The organism is Salegentibacter salarius, assembly GCF_900168265.1.
Taxonomy (GTDB): Bacteria; Bacteroidota; Bacteroidia; order Flavobacteriales; family Flavobacteriaceae; genus Salegentibacter; species Salegentibacter salarius.
This window is the reverse complement of record NZ_FVZF01000009.1, coordinates 102482-116834: the sequence shown is the minus strand read 5'-3', so window position 1 is coordinate 116834 and position 14353 is coordinate 102482. Positions and strand designations below refer to the sequence as shown.

Below are 14353 nucleotides of genomic sequence, written 5' to 3'. Positions count from 1 at the left end.
TTGACCGCTGAGCCACATAAAATGAATGTTCTCCTGAAGGGCCTGCTCAATTTTACGAGAGGAATACATATTGCGAAGGTACGCATAGATGGTCACCTTGAGCAACATCCGGGGATGGTAACTGGAGGTACCTCCTCCTTTATAACTTCGCTCCAGGTCAGCGATGTCGATTTGATCAATAATCGTATTGACGATCCTAACGGGATGATGGGCAGGGACCAGATCATCATAACTGGGAGGTAAAAGACTTAACTGCGACTGGTCATAGGTCTTAAATACTGCTTTGGCTTTCATTACATGAAAATACTAAAAACCAGAAAATAATACAACAAAAAAGGCTGCCTTTTCAGACAGCCTCTTTTAGTAGCGAGACCGAGATTTGAACTCGGGGCCTCCGGGTTATGAATCCGACGCTCTAACCAACTGAGCTACCTCGCCATAATTTATTGCAAGACGCCTGCTGGCGTGACTTAACAAGCATTAACACTAATTGTGAATGCGGGTGCAAATATATAAACATTTTGTATTGACGCAAACATTATTTTCTAAAATATTTATTTTGTTTTCTTTTTATCCTTCCAATTAATATCTATATTGCCCGAAACTAATTAAATCTAAAAATGGAAGATAAGATCAAGTACGAAATGGAATTTCCCATTCACGCTTCTCCTTCATTGTTATACCAATATATATCAACCCCTTCAGGATTAAGTGAATGGTATGCCGATAATGTAAATTCACGGGGCGAATTGTTTACTTTTATTTGGGAAGGAAGTGAAGAAAAAGCCAAATTGGTAAGCAAAAAGAGTGATGAACGCGTAAAATTTAAGTGGCTGGATGATGAAGACACTCCATATTTTTTCGAAATAAGAATTCAGGTAGACGAAATTACTAAAGACGTCTCTATAATGATTACAGATTTTGCCGAAGATGAAGATGAAATTGAAGAAGGCAAAATGCTTTGGGAAAATATGATTTCAGATCTTAAACAGGTACTTGGATCGGTTTAATATTTCTAAGATAAACATTACCTTTGCCCCGTTCTAAAACGGGGCTTTTTTTATGATAAATCTAGACGGAAATTTAGTAGAGGAAAATAAAGCATCACTTTCGGTAACCAATCGTGGATTTGCCTATGGAGATGCTGTTTTTGAAACCATTCGCGTAATTAGCGGAAAAATAATGTTCTGGGAAGATCATTATTTCAGGTTAATGGCTTCAATGCGCATCATGCGAATGGAGATTCCCGCAAATTTTTCTCCTGAATTTCTCGAAGAAGAAATTTTAGATCTAGTAAAAGAAAATGGCCTGGATACCACTGCAGCGCGTGTAAAATTTTCGGCCTATCGTAAAGAGGGCGGCTATTATAGACCTGCTACTCGTGAAATTGGATTTATTATTACTACAGAAGAACTTGCTGATGCTTTTTATTTGCTGAATGATGACGATTATGAAGTTGAACTCTTTAAAGATCATTATATAACCAGCGGATTATTTTCTACTATCAAATCGAATAACCGTGCAATTAATGTTCTTGGAAGTATTTTCGCTTCTGAAAACGGATATGAAAACTGTTTTCTGATTAATGAAAAGAAAAATGTGGTGGAAGCCCTTAACGGAAATCTTTTTCTCGTAAAAGGTGATAAGATCAAAACCCCACCGCTAACAGATGGTGCATTAAACGGGATTACCAGGAAAAAGCTAGTTGAAATAATTAAGACCTTACCCGATCTAACTTTAGAAGAAACTTCAATTTCGCCTTTTGAGCTTCAAAAGGCAGATGAATTGTTTATCACTAATGTAATCAAAGGAATTCAACCGGTAACGAAATATCGTAAAAAGAAATTTGAGAATAAAGTGGCTAAAGATCTGCTTTCAAAATTAAATGTAAAAGCAAGATTGGGTTAATTGTAGCTTGGGTTTTCTGGGGCGTTAGACCATAATATATATTCCCCGCCAAGTTGCATCATTTTATCTTTCCAAAATGAACGGTAAGGACGTTCTATAATGTCTTTAGTGTCTTCGTTGGTGGTAATGATCCAGGAATGTGAGTTTAGTTCCTCATTTAACTGGTTAGCATCCCAACCGGAATATCCTAAAAAGAATCGGATCTCTTTTTCGCTAATTAAACCTTGATTAATTAGTTCTGTAACTACATCAAAATTACCACCCCAATAAATGCCATTCGCTATTTCTACGCTTTGCGGAATTAGATCTGGTATTTTGTGAATAAAGTAAAGATTGTCCTGTTCTACCGGGCCGCCATTATATATTTTAAAATTAGCGGAGAGATCGGGGACAAGATCTTTTAAGGTGAAGTCCAGTACTTTGTTGAGTATAAAACCTACAGAACCTGCTTCAGAATGCTCAGCAAGTAGCACTACAGAGCGGTTAAATGCAACATCTCCAATTATAGATGGTTCTGCTACCAATAGATGGCCTTTGGTTGGTTTTAAAGCAATCATTTTAGCATAGTTTTACTCTAAGCTACCATTTATTTAAAAAAAATCAAATAAAATGCTAAAGTATTTTCATTAAAAAAGCCTCCCATAGAGGAGACTTTTAATGTTTTACTAATACAAATTATTAGTTTACAGCTTTTTGTAAATCTGCACCGGCTTTAAATTTCACTACATTTTTAGCAGCAATTTTAATGGTTTTTCCGGTTTGTGGGTTTCTTCCTTCACGAGCAGCTCTTTTAGAAACTGACCAAGATCCAAATCCTACTAAAGAAACGCGATCTCCTTTTTTAAGAGAACCTTCTACGTTTTCTAAGAAAGATTCTAGGGCTTTTTTTGCTGCTGCTTTAGAAATTCCAGCATTTTCAGCCATTGCGTCGATTAAATCTGTTTTGTTCATAATTTGAATTTTAAATAAATTGTTGGTTAAACATTCTGTTAAATTGCTCTACAAATTTATATGGAATTCTCGGCCGTGCAAGTAATATCAAGGGAAATGCAGGATTTTGTTAATAAGTCGGTCATTTTGTTAATAAACAAGTCTCGATTTAGTTGATTTTTTACCGTTTCAGTAACCATAAGGCCTTAGAGGAATTTTGCTCCTTTTGAAAAATCGTAACCATTTAAAAGTGATTTTACATCCATTTTTCGCTTTCCGGGAAGTTGTAATTCTTCAATTATAAGGTAACCGCCCTTTGTTGCTACCTTCAGCTTTTTATCTTCAACCAGAATACTTCCATTTTCTAAAGAATGACTGGTGATTTCTTTTTTACAATGATAGATCTTGACTTTTTCTTCTTTCCCATCGTTAAACAAAATAGACCAGGCCGCCGGGTAAGGGTTTAGGCCGCGAATTAGGTTGTAAATTTGATCTAATGAATCGTTCCAGTTAATTTTTGTATTCTCTTTATTTAGCTTTGGCGCGTCTTTTAATAACTGGTCAAATGGCTGCGGAGTAGGAGTGAGGTTACCTTTTTCTATAAGCTCTAAAGTTTCCACTACCACTCCAGCTCCTAATTCCATTAGCTTATCATGGAGTTCTCCAACACTTTCTTCTTCAGCTATATTTATTTCTTTCTGTAAAATCATCGCCCCGGTATCAATTTTTTCATCTAGAAAAAAAGTAGAAACGCCGGTTTTAGTCTCGTTATTGATAATGGCCCAGTTAATTGGCGCCGCACCCCGATATTGCGGAAGCAGGGAAGCATGTAGATTAAAAGTGCCAAATTGTGGCAAATCCCAAACCACCTTAGGTAACATTCTAAAAGCAACTACTACCTGTACATTGGGATTTAGAGCTTTTAATTCGTCAATAAAGGCTTCATCTTTTAGATTTGTGGGCTGCATCACCTTTAAACTTTTGCTAATCGCGAATTTTTTTACCGGGCTTTCCTGTAATTTTCTTCCGCGACCTGCGGGTTTATCGGGTGCGGTAATTACACCAACAACCTTATAATCGGCGTTTAGAATACTTTCCAGACTGGCCACCGCAAAATCTGGCGTGCCCATAAATACGATTCTTAATGATCTCATCAATTATTTATTTTATAGCTATTCCCTGATTCACGGGAAATAAATTCTTTATCTAATAATAAACGTAATACTTCCAGAACCTGATCTTCCGGGTAATTTATTGCTTCAGTAAGTTCGCGGGAAGAAGCTTTAGAGGTTTTTAAAACTTTCATAATTTCCAGGTAAATTGCATTTTTAAGTTCCCTGGTTAGTGGCGTCATTTGTTTTTGACAAACCGAACAAATACCACAGTTTTTAGCTTTTTCCTCTCCAAAATATGCTAAAAGTTGTTTGCTCCTACAAATTTTATCGTTTTCTAAATAGCCTAAGACCGCGTCAATTTTTTCTTTTTTAGATTTATTATGCTGTTTTATGTAGGGTGCAAGCGGAAAAATAACCGAATCGTCTTCCCGCGGAACCAAAAATAGCACAGTAGCATCATGTTCGGCAAAAACATATTCCAATACCTGGGCTTTTTCTAATTCCTTGAGATATTTAAGCGCTGTTTTTTGATCTGTATTAGATTTTTTACAAACCGAAGCCAGGTCTATATTAGTTTTGTTTTCTAAAATTCCGCCATAGGTTCTCAAAAGAGCCTTGACAAAGTTTTCGTATTTCTGGTTCTGATCTAAATAAAACTGAAGTTGTTTTCCGGAAACCATAAAATGTATACTTGTTTTTTTATGAAATTCCTTTGAAAGCTTTAATACGCTACATCGGTCTAAAAGCTGAAGTACTTCGTAAGTTTTAGAAAACGGAAGTTCGTACTGAGCGCAAAATTCCGAAAAACTAAAATTATGTTCGGTTTGCTCCCCTTCGCCATAAGCGATCCTAAAATAGGTGTTTAGTTTTTTATAAACCAGTTTTACATCTTCCAGTTGCGGTAAATTTGCAAGGAACTGATTTTTTAAAATAGGAATATCGCTCTTATTGGTTAAAATAGTGGCGATCGCTTTTTTTTCATCTCTCCCGGCGCGCCCTGCTTCCTGGAAATAACTTTCTAAAGATTCCGGAAGATTTAAATGAATAACCTGCCGTACATCGGCTTTGTCTATTCCCATTCCAAATGCGGTGGTGGCCACCATTATCTGGTGTTTATTTTCCAGCCAGTCGCTAAGTCTTTTGGTCTTTTCTTTTGGTTGCAAACCACCGTGAAAAGCATCAGCTTTATAGCCTTTTTTATTTAATAACTCAGCAATTTCAAGGCTGGCTTTCCGGCTTCTTACATAAATTATCGCAGGCTCGTTTTTGTTATTCAACAGTTGATCCAGACGATAATATTTATCTTCAGCTTTTAGCACATTATAGGCTAAATTGGCCCGGTAGAAAGAGTCTTTTAGTACTTCTATATTTTCCAGTTCCAACTCTTTCACAATATCTTTAACTACGGCTGGGGTTGCGGTTGCTGTAAGCGCTATAAATGGTGTGCCGGGTTTTAAGTCTTTTAATTGAGAAATATTGCGATAAGCCGGTCTAAAATCGTGGCCCCATTGCGAAATACAGTGCGCTTCATCTACAGCAATAAGATTAACATTCATCAACTTAATACGCTCCTGTACCAGATCCTGCTGAAGCCTTTCAGGAGATAAATAGAGAAATTTATAATTTCCGTAGATACAATTATCAAGAGCAGCATCAAGATCGCGATATGCCATTCCGCCAGTTAGGGCCATTGCTTTGATACCTTTTTGCTGAAGCGCGTTCACCTGGTCTTCCATTAAAGCCACAAGAGGGGAAACTACAATACAGATTCCTTCCTGCATTAACGCCGGGATCTGGAAGCAAAGCGATTTTCCGCCACCGGTAGGCATTAGGGCGAGCACGTTCTTTTGCTCCAGGAGTTTTGCTATTACGGGTTCCTGCAGCGGCCTAAAGGACGAATGTCTCCAGTATTTTTTTAATATGTGATGTGCATCCTGCAAATAGCTTATTCAATTTGATTTAAAATAAACTGAGTTCTTTCAATAATTGAGGTTTTGGGGACTTCAATAGGGTTGTAACCGTAAGTTTTATACGTTTCAAAAAGATATTTTGAAATTAGACTGGCTTCTTTAAAAGATTCGTAACGCTCGTTATCACTCTGATAAATTTCTTCCCAGGGCGGTAAAAAGAATATCTTGTCATAAGCATATTCTGTACAGGCATCGGTAAAATATGTGGAATACTCTGTTTTAAAATAATCCATATATGCCAAAACATCTGGGATGCCGCGATCTATAAATATAGTGGAAGTAGGAATCATATCGGCTTCCCTATGTTGATTTTTTCGGCCTTCCAATAGCTTTTCGCTAAAGAGCACAGGTTTTTCGAGGAATAACTGAGCAATTCCCTGCTTTTGCGCTTCTAGGGTTACCTGCCGGGAAATCTCATGAAGACATTCGTGCCCGTGTTTTTCCAGTTGGCGAATTATTGAAGATTTCCCTGCACCGGGGCCACCGGTAATTACTATTTTTTGTTTTTTCACGCTGCAAATTTCGACATTTGAAATTGATTATAAAAATGTATTCAATCCTTGTATCTTTGCAACCTAAATTTAAGTTAGAAAATTATGAGTGAAGCGAAAGATCAGGAAGAGTTTTATAGCAAATTAAAGTCGCAATTGCAGGATACATCTCTTTGGCCATCTGAGTATCTTTATAAATTTATAGTACCGGCAAAGTCAAATCAGGTGAAAATTATTGAAGATATTTTTGATAATATGGGAGCCGTAATAACGACTAAGAAATCAAAAAAGGGAACGTATATAAGCACTTCTGTAAATGTGCGAATGAAAAATCCTGACGCCGTAATTGAAAAATATAAAGAAGTTGCAGATAAAGTAGAAGGAGTGATCTCCCTTTAATCAATCTTGGAAATGGGGTAATTCATTTTTGGTTTGCTCTGACGGAAGAAATAATTTTCAATTTCCTAAGCGAGCTTTAAATTTCCTTATTTTTTAAATTCTTAAAATTTTATCTATTTCGATAATATTTAGTATTTTGCAGCGATTAACTTCTACAGCAAATTACCTCTGGGGGAAGCCTATGAGGCATTAAAGGGAAGATTTTTTTGATTTTGAGCCTGGCCTCAAAGTATTTAAGTCTCGATTATCGAGTAAAGTATCATCTTATAAATTTCAATTTTGACACACGCATTAGAATATAACTCCGAAAGGAGCTACTTAATTATTCCCGAATACGGAAGACATCTTCAAAAAATGGTAGAAGAAGCCGTAGAAATTGAAGACGATAAAGAACGTAACCAGGTTGCAAAATCTATAATTGCCGTAATGGGTAATATGCAACCACATCTACGTGATGTGCCAGATTTTCAGCATAAATTATGGGATCAATTATTTATAATTAGTGATTTTAAACTTGATGTAGAATCGCCTTTCCCAAAGCCTAGTAGAGAAATGCTAGAAGAGCGACCTGAAATGTTAGGTTATCCGCAGAATTTCCCGAAATATCGTTTCTACGGAAATAATATTAACCGAATGATCAATGAGGTTAAAGATTGGGAAGAAGGCCCTTTAAAAGAAGGTTTGGTTTTGACTATAGCCAACCATATGAAGAAATCTTACCTAAACTGGAATCGTGATGCAGTAGAAGATGATGTGATCTTTGAACATCTTCGTGAACTTAGCGGCGGTAAAATTAACTTAAAGAACGCCGACGAAGATCTTAGCGATGCTTCCAGTCTTGTTAGAAATAAGAAGAAACACAGCAGTAAAAACAATCATCCTAAAAAGTCCAACCGCAAAGGTGGAGGTGGACGTAAGCGCTACTAAAAAAATACTTTACTTTCATGGGAACTTTCCAAATTGAAGGCGGGCAGCAACTTAGCGGAGAAATTCAACCGCAAGGAGCCAAAAACGAAGCCCTGCAAATTCTTTGTGCCGTATTATTAACTTCAGATGAAGTTGTTATCAATAACATTCCGGATATTCTGGATGTGAATAAATTAATTCAGCTTTTAGAAAATCTTGGAGTTAAGATCAAAAAACTTGGAAAAGGAAGCTATTCTTTTAAAAGTGATGATCTAAATCTTGATTATCTAAGCAGCGAACAATTTAAGAAAGACGGTAGCGGTTTACGAGGATCAATAATGATAGTAGGGCCACTTTTAGCAAGATTTGGTAAAGGTTTTATTCCGAAGCCGGGTGGCGATAAAATTGGTAGAAGAAGACTGGATACCCATTTTGAAGGATTTATAAAACTGGGTGCTAAGTTTAGATATAATAAAGAAGAGCGATTCTACGGTGTTGAAGCTCCAAACGGACTTAAAGGTGATTATATGCTTCTTGAAGAAGCTTCAGTTACCGGTACTGCTAATATTGTAATGGCTGCCGTGCTTGCCGAAGGAACTACTACAATTTATAACGCAGCCTGCGAGCCTTATTTACAGCAACTCTGTACAATGCTAAATTCAATGGGTGCTAAAATTAGTGGTGTTGGTTCTAATCTTTTAACTATTGAAGGAGTAGATTCTTTGAAAGGTTGTGAACATCGAATTCTTCCAGATATGGTAGAAATAGGTTCCTGGATTGGGATGGCTGCAATGACTAAAAGCGAAATTACTATAAAGAATGTTCGGTGGGATATGCTGGGTATTATTCCAACTACCTTTAGAAAATTAGGAATTACCATTGAGCACAGGGGAGACGATATTTTTATTCCAGCACATACCAGTGGCTATGAAGTGCAAAGCTTTATAGATGGTTCTATAATGAATATTAGTGATGCGCCGTGGCCAGGATTTACGCCAGATTTATTGAGTATTCTTCTGGTAGTGGCGACACAAGCTCGCGGAAGTGTACTTATTCATCAAAAAATGTTCGAAAGCCGTTTGTTCTTTGTGGATAAACTGATAGATATGGGCGCGAAGATCATTTTATGTGATCCGCACCGTGCTACAGTAATTGGCCACGACTTCCAGTCGCAGCTAAAGGCTACTACAATGACTTCGCCAGATATTAGAGCAGGTATTTCTTTGCTTATTGCGGCGCTTTCAGCTAAAGGAACTTCTACCATTCATAATATTGAACAAATAGACAGAGGTTATGAAAATATAGATGAACGTCTTAAAGCAATTGGCGCTAAAATAGAGCGAGTGGCTTAAGGCTAAATTATTAAAATATAGATCTCCGAATAAATTTCGGAGCAGGCTCTTAAATAAATTAAGAATAACGATTAAACATAAAAAAATCCGGATGATGATTTATCCGGATTTTTTTATGCTTGCAGTTCAGTAACTATACTTCAGTTTCTGCTTTTTTCTTGTTTTCTTTATAATGAAAAAGATTATGCTCTTTAATCATTCTAGTAGTTTTTTCGGGTAACATATCTTCCCAACCTTCTTTTCCTTCGCTAATCATTTGAAGTACTTCTCTAGAGTATACATCGAGAATCTCAGGGTTGTAGTTTTCAATATCTTCAACTCTTCCATTATATTTAAAGAATTTATACAATTCTTTCATTCTAGGATGCACCTTAAGGTTGTCGCTGGTAGTAATTTCTCCGGTCTCAGGATCTTTAAGAGGGTAGAGGTAAACCTTAAGATCTTTAAAGAATAATTTTCCGAAAGCTTCTAATATACCACCACTTAAATGTCTGTAATATTTCTCATCAAATACATCAATAAGATTATTCACACCCATACCTAAGCCCATACGTTGTTTAGAATATCTTGAGAAATACTCAACCACACGATAATATTCCTGGAAATTGGAGATCATTACGGTTTGTCCCAGGGAACATAGAAGTTTTGCCCTGTCCATAAAGTCACGTTCATCAATTTCACCTTCGGCCCTTAGGTTAGATAAAGTGATCTCAAAAATAACTTCGGTATTTTCTTTTTCTACCTTGCTTTCTTTAAGGAATAATTCAAGCGAACGCTCGTACATATCCATATTAACCTTAGTCACAGGTCTAAAACTTCCGCGGAATGCGAGAATATTCTTTTTATAAAGAATTTTGGCAGGCAGAACGTTATTTCCGTCAGGAGCAAACATCACGGCATCTGTCATTCCATTCTTCACCAGCTGTAAACTCATTAGGCGATTGTCTACACCTTTAAATCGAGGTCCGCTAAAGTTTATGGTATCGATCTCAATTTGATCTTTATCTATATGATCGTAGAGGTAACGTAAAAGTTTTTTCGGATTATCATATTTGTAATAGGCACCGTAAATAAGGTTTACACCAAGTATTCCTAAAGTATTTTGTTGATGACGTGCGTCATTTTCGTGAAATCTTACGTGCAGGCTTATTTCATTATAATCCTCTTCCGGGCTCACCTGGTATTTAATACCTACCCAGCCGTGGCCTTTATACTTCTTTGCAAAATCTATAGTTGCAACGGTGTTAGCGTAACTAAAGAAAAGTTTATTGGGATGTTTTTCGCGGGAAATTCGCTGTTCAATCAAGCCAATTTCATGCGAAAGCATCTTTTTTAATCGCGCTTCAGTTACATATCTCCTATCATTTTCAACTCCATAAATAGCATCACTAAAATCTTTATCGTAAGCACTCATCGCTTTTGCGATAGTACCAGAAGCGCCTCCAGCTCTAAAGAAATTCCTTACAGTCTCCTGGCCGGCACCAATTTCAGAAAAAGTTCCGTAGATATTTTCATTTAAATTAATGCGAAGTGCTTTACTTTTTATAGAAGGAACATTTTCAAATTCCTTATCGCCCATTATTGTAATTGGCATAATTTTTCTTTTAAGTGTGATTTCTTTTTTGTGTATACCAAAGGTACTAAAAACGGTAAGGTATAGAAAAAAATTATCTTTACTTTTGCAGGAAAACATATAATTCTTGGAAGTAATATTTTTAGGCACAGGCACCTCTCAGGGAATTCCAATAATAGGCAGCAAGCACCCGGTATGCCTCAGTGAAAATCCAAAAGACAAACGTTTACGGGTTTCGGTTCTGGTAAAATGGGAAGGCAATAATATCCTTATAGATTGTGGTCCCGATTTTAGGATGCAAATGCTTTCAAATCCTATAGAGAACCTGGACGCTATATTGTACACGCATGAGCATAACGACCATACCGCAGGTTTAGACGATATTAGACCATTTTTTTTCCGGCAGGGAGATATTCCGGTTTTTGCACATAAACGGGTACTGGATTCTTTAAGAAAACGCTTTGAATATATTTTTACTTCCACCAATAAATATCCCGGAGCTCCCGGGGTAATTGAACACGAAATTGTAAATAAACCTTTTTATTTTAACGATCTAAAGATCACGCCTATAGATTATAAGCATAATCGCTTACAGGTTTTTGGATTTAGGCTTAAAGATTTCGCTTATCTAACCGATTTAAAATCTATTGAGGAAGAAGAAGTGCAAAAACTTGATGGTGTAAAAGTTTTGGTGGTGACCGCTTTAAGAATTGAGCCACACCATTCTCATTTAAACCTTGAGGAAGCTTTGGAATTTATAGATCGCGTGAAGCCGGAAAGGGCTTATTTAACCCATATTAGCCATTTACTCGGGTTTCATGATGAAGTTCAGGAACAACTTCCAGAAAATGTATTCGTTGCTTACGATAACCTAGAAATCACTATTTAAGATGCGTAAAAACTTATTACTCTACCTTTTTATTTTTTCTCTTTTGTTTACCATTTTTATTTATGTGAATGATAAAAAGATCCTTGATTCCAGGGATGCTGATATTCAGGATTTAAAAGGAGAGGTTGAAAGACTGGAGTTTGAAAATGATTCTTTAGCTGAACTAAACGAAAATACTGGCTATTTTTCTTTGCTTGATAATGGAGATGCGATGAGCTATTTTGAAAATAAGGGAATTGAAGCTGTAAATGTTTCTGAAGCTATAGAAAACGAGCTCATGAGTCAGAATAAAGTAGATGCCGATAATTCTTATGTGCCTTTCGCCGGGATGGAAGGTGATATGCGCATAAACAAGATCAAGATTCTAAATCATAAATGGATTATCGCCGATTTCACCGATGGTAAGTATTGGGGCGAAGTATTTTTTACTTATGAAATAGATGAAAACGGAGAATTAGCGCTAAATGCAGAAAAATCATTTCTCTACCCTGCAAATTAGATTCTTTTTTTAAGCCATTCCCGCAATTCAAAGAAATTCTGTGGAGCAACACCGTGACCCACCGGGAATTCTGAATAGCTATTTTCAATATTAAGCTCGTCTAATGCAGGTTTGGTTTTACGTGCCCATTCTACAGGAATAACCTGGTCTACCGAACCGTGTGAACAATAAAATGATAGGTTTGAAAAATCGTTTTTCTCAAATCCGGGTTTTATAATTCCCTTGTTTATATAACCGCTTAGCGCAGCTATATTTTTAACTTTATCTGGGTAGGAGAGTGCTACTGCATAACTTAAAATACTGCCCTGGCTAAACCCTAAAAGCGTAACATTTTTAGCATCTAAATGATAAGCTTCCACCGCTTCATCTATAAAATCAACGATTTTTTCACGAGATTCTTTTGCCTGCTCATCGTCACTAAATTTCCCGTCCTGGTTATCCCAATGGATCGCATACCACGCATTACCGTAAGGTTGCATCGCGTAAGGCGCTTTTACTGAAATCACGAATAACTCATCTGGTAATTCTTCAGCAAAAGAAAAAAGATCGTTCTCGTCGCTTCCGTAACCGTGCAGCATAATAAGCATTGGCGGCTTATCGGATTCTATTTTGGGTTTTCTTATAAGATGTTGTAGGGAAAGTTGTTTGGTATTCATTTATTGTATTGTACTAAACCATTTTTGAAAATATGCACCAAGAATTGGTACTTCTTTTTGTTCGCCCTGTATGGCGGTTACCAGCCCGTAAATGCCTAAAACTGCGATAAAAATATAAAAGGCCGATGAAATTAGCCAGCTGTCAAACAAGCCCACCAGAACTCCTAGTACGTAGAAAGTCACGTGTATTCCTAATGCCTGCCTAATGTGAAAGGAAGCAAAAAGATTTTTATGCTCATTATTCATGAAATAGGCTATAATAGTACCAATTATCGTGAGATAGGCAACTATAGCTGGGGTTTTTCCTTCTTCGGCCACTGTTTTCATAGCTGGTTTTGTATGTTGTAAAGGTATTAAATTTAAAGCGAAATTTATAAACCGAAATCCCCCGCTTTGGTAATAATTCCTAAAGCTTTTCCTTGAAGTGGATAGGCTTTAAAAATGCTGTTTTTAGATGTTGAAAAAATATAAGCTTCGGTAAATTCATATTTTTCCTTCGGAATAAACAGCGTTAAATCTGCGGCATTTCCTTTTTTAATTTCTATATCTTCCAGGCCAAAACGTTGCTTTCCTTTGGTTAATAGTTCAATCACTTCTTCCGTTGAAAAAATGGTGCTCAAAGCGCCAAATGCCGATTCTAAACCAATAGTACCATATAAAGCATTATCAAACTCCACTTTTTTGTGCTCGGTATCAATAGGAGTGTGATCGCTGGTAAGCATATCTATAGTACCATCTTTTATCCCTTTTATTAAAACTTTTATATCTTCTTTGGTTCTTAATGGTGGCAAAACTTTAGCATTAGTGTCAAAGTCTTGCAAGAGTTCATCAGTAAAAATTAGATTATGAATGGCCACACTACAGCTAACATCTAAACCTTTCTTTTTGGCTTCTTTAATCAGCGCCACCGATTTTTTAGTTGAAATTGTAGGAATATGTAATTTTCCGCCGGTATATTCCAGTAAATAAAGGTCTCGTGCTATTTGTAATTCCTCTGCGAGATTAGGAATTCCTTTTAATCCTAGAGAGGTGCTGCTTTGTTCTTCGTTTACCATTCCATTTCCGGCAATACGGTCTTCCTGTGGAAATGATTGCACCAGCGCATCAAAATTTTGAGCGTATTGAAGTGCAATCTTCAGTAGATTAGGATTTTTAATCGCTCTTTTATAATCTCCAAAAGCTACGGCACCGCCTTGTTTCATATCATAAAGTTCGGCAAGATCTACACCTTCAGCTTTAACAGTTAAAGCCCCGGTGGGAAATAATTTAACCGGGTGATGAGCGGCCTTAGATTTAACCGAAGTGATCGCGCCATTATTGTCAATTATAGGGTAGGTATTGGGATTTAAGGCAATGCTGGTAAATCCACTTTTAGCTGCAGTATCTAATCCATTCGCTATGGTTTCGCGTTCCTCAAAACCGGGTTCTCCAAAACTTACACTACTATCAAACCAACCCCTGGAAACATGAAGATTTTCTTCATTAATCACTTTATCGGCCTTTGAAGAAATGTCTTTGGCAATCTCTTTTATAATTCCATTTTCAATTAAAATATCCAGCCTTTTATTGTTGTAAACCGATTGTTTATCAATGATTGTGGCCGATTTTAAGAGTAGTTTCATTTCTTTATAAATTTAATCCCAATGCGGGAATTTATTACAGGCA

Annotated in this window: 17 protein-coding genes and 1 tRNA gene; 7 read left to right on the top strand and 11 right to left on the bottom strand. The window is 36.7% G+C overall.

The window, feature by feature from the left end; all coding sequences use genetic code 11:
* Nucleotides 1–294, bottom strand: a 294-nt coding sequence (locus tag B5440_RS07210; RefSeq protein WP_234996367.1) for a transposase, incomplete at its 3' end; no start/stop codon positions are given.
* Between the two features lie 70 nt (nucleotides 295–364).
* Nucleotides 365–438, bottom strand: a tRNA-Met gene (locus B5440_RS07205).
* 182 nt (nucleotides 439–620) lie between these two features.
* Between B5440_RS07205 and B5440_RS07200 the strand changes: the two genes are divergently transcribed.
* Together B5440_RS07200 and B5440_RS07195 are read left to right on the top strand one after the other, a co-directional pair.
* Nucleotides 621–1010: an START-like domain-containing protein gene (locus B5440_RS07200; RefSeq protein ID WP_070055450.1), complete on the top strand. Its 390-nt coding sequence runs from the start codon at nucleotides 621–623 to the stop codon at nucleotides 1008–1010.
* Between the two features lie 52 nt (nucleotides 1011–1062).
* The gene (locus tag B5440_RS07195; protein WP_070055451.1) at nucleotides 1063–1908 is read left to right on the top strand and encodes an aminotransferase class IV; all 846 of its coding nucleotides are present in this window, start codon (nucleotides 1063–1065) and stop codon (nucleotides 1906–1908) included.
* Here the strand turns inward: B5440_RS07195 and B5440_RS07190 are convergent.
* The 5 genes from B5440_RS07190 to B5440_RS07170 form a co-directional block, all read right to left on the bottom strand.
* Nucleotides 1905–2465 carry a YqgE/AlgH family protein gene (locus tag B5440_RS07190; protein WP_057483011.1) on the bottom strand — a complete coding sequence of 187 codons (561 nt, stop codon included), beginning with the start codon at nucleotides 2463–2465 and terminating at the stop codon, nucleotides 1905–1907. The two genes, B5440_RS07195 and B5440_RS07190, sit on opposite strands and share 4 nt — an antisense overlap.
* 121 nt (nucleotides 2466–2586) lie before the next feature.
* A complete protein-coding gene (locus B5440_RS07185; RefSeq protein ID WP_057483012.1) occupies nucleotides 2587–2859 on the bottom strand; it encodes an HU family DNA-binding protein in 273 nt (90 codons plus the stop codon).
* Nucleotides 2860–3044: 185 nt separating this feature from the next.
* The gene (gene fmt, locus B5440_RS07180; protein ID WP_070055452.1) at nucleotides 3045–3992 is read right to left on the bottom strand and encodes a methionyl-tRNA formyltransferase; all 948 of its coding nucleotides are present in this window, start codon (nucleotides 3990–3992) and stop codon (nucleotides 3045–3047) included.
* Nucleotides 3992–5893 (bottom strand): RecQ family ATP-dependent DNA helicase, encoded by a 1902-nt coding sequence (locus tag B5440_RS07175; RefSeq protein WP_070055453.1) that lies wholly within the window; start codon nucleotides 5891–5893, stop codon nucleotides 3992–3994. The genes fmt and B5440_RS07175 overlap by 1 nt, the downstream gene beginning before the upstream one ends.
* Nucleotides 5894–5898: 5 nt before the next feature.
* The gene (locus tag B5440_RS07170; protein ID WP_070055454.1) at nucleotides 5899–6435 is read right to left on the bottom strand and encodes an AAA family ATPase; all 537 of its coding nucleotides are present in this window, start codon (nucleotides 6433–6435) and stop codon (nucleotides 5899–5901) included.
* An 84-nt stretch (nucleotides 6436–6519) separates the two neighbouring features.
* On the opposite strand from B5440_RS07170, the gene B5440_RS07165 reads away from it, so the two are divergent.
* The 3 genes from B5440_RS07165 to murA all read left to right on the top strand — a co-directional run bounded on the left by B5440_RS07165 (nucleotide 6520) and on the right by murA (nucleotide 9071).
* On the top strand, nucleotides 6520–6813 hold the full coding sequence (locus B5440_RS07165) for a DUF493 family protein (RefSeq protein WP_070055455.1): 294 nt from the start codon (nucleotides 6520–6522) through the stop codon (nucleotides 6811–6813).
* Nucleotides 6814–7092: 279 nt separating this feature from the next.
* Complete coding sequence (locus B5440_RS07160) at nucleotides 7093–7740, top strand: DUF4290 domain-containing protein (protein WP_070055456.1); 648 nt, start codon at nucleotides 7093–7095, stop codon at nucleotides 7738–7740.
* A 17-nt stretch (nucleotides 7741–7757) separates the two neighbouring features.
* Nucleotides 7758–9071 carry a UDP-N-acetylglucosamine 1-carboxyvinyltransferase gene (gene murA / locus B5440_RS07155; RefSeq protein ID WP_070055457.1) on the top strand — a complete coding sequence of 438 codons (1314 nt, stop codon included), beginning with the start codon at nucleotides 7758–7760 and terminating at the stop codon, nucleotides 9069–9071.
* A gap of 133 nt (nucleotides 9072–9204) precedes the next feature.
* Here the strand turns inward: murA and B5440_RS07150 are convergent, their stop codons facing one another.
* Nucleotides 9205–10665, bottom strand: a complete 1461-nt coding sequence (locus B5440_RS07150; RefSeq protein ID WP_070055538.1) for a nicotinate-nucleotide adenylyltransferase — start codon at nucleotides 10663–10665, stop codon at nucleotides 9205–9207.
* A gap of 106 nt (nucleotides 10666–10771) precedes the next feature.
* Between B5440_RS07150 and B5440_RS07145 the strand changes: the two genes are divergently transcribed.
* Together B5440_RS07145 and B5440_RS07140 are read left to right on the top strand one after the other, a co-directional pair.
* The gene (locus B5440_RS07145; RefSeq protein WP_070055458.1) at nucleotides 10772–11533 is read left to right on the top strand and encodes an MBL fold metallo-hydrolase; all 762 of its coding nucleotides are present in this window, start codon (nucleotides 10772–10774) and stop codon (nucleotides 11531–11533) included.
* Between the two features lies 1 nt (nucleotide 11534).
* Nucleotides 11535–12032, top strand: a complete 498-nt coding sequence (locus B5440_RS07140) for a hypothetical protein (protein WP_070055459.1) — start codon at nucleotides 11535–11537, stop codon at nucleotides 12030–12032.
* Here B5440_RS07140 and B5440_RS07135 read toward each other — a convergent pair.
* Genes B5440_RS07135 through B5440_RS07125 form a run of 3 tightly spaced genes read right to left on the bottom strand, consistent with a single transcriptional unit; the run spans nucleotide 12029 to nucleotide 14310 of the window.
* Nucleotides 12029–12688 carry an alpha/beta hydrolase gene (locus B5440_RS07135; RefSeq protein WP_070055460.1) on the bottom strand — a complete coding sequence of 220 codons (660 nt, stop codon included), beginning with the start codon at nucleotides 12686–12688 and terminating at the stop codon, nucleotides 12029–12031. The two genes, B5440_RS07140 and B5440_RS07135, sit on opposite strands and share 4 nt — an antisense overlap.
* The gene (locus tag B5440_RS07130) at nucleotides 12689–13015 is read right to left on the bottom strand and encodes a DUF4870 domain-containing protein (protein WP_070055461.1); all 327 of its coding nucleotides are present in this window, start codon (nucleotides 13013–13015) and stop codon (nucleotides 12689–12691) included.
* A gap of 44 nt (nucleotides 13016–13059) precedes the next feature.
* Nucleotides 13060–14310 carry a dihydroorotase gene (locus tag B5440_RS07125; RefSeq protein ID WP_070055462.1) on the bottom strand — a complete coding sequence of 417 codons (1251 nt, stop codon included), beginning with the start codon at nucleotides 14308–14310 and terminating at the stop codon, nucleotides 13060–13062.
* Between the last annotated feature and the right edge of the window lie 43 nt (nucleotides 14311–14353).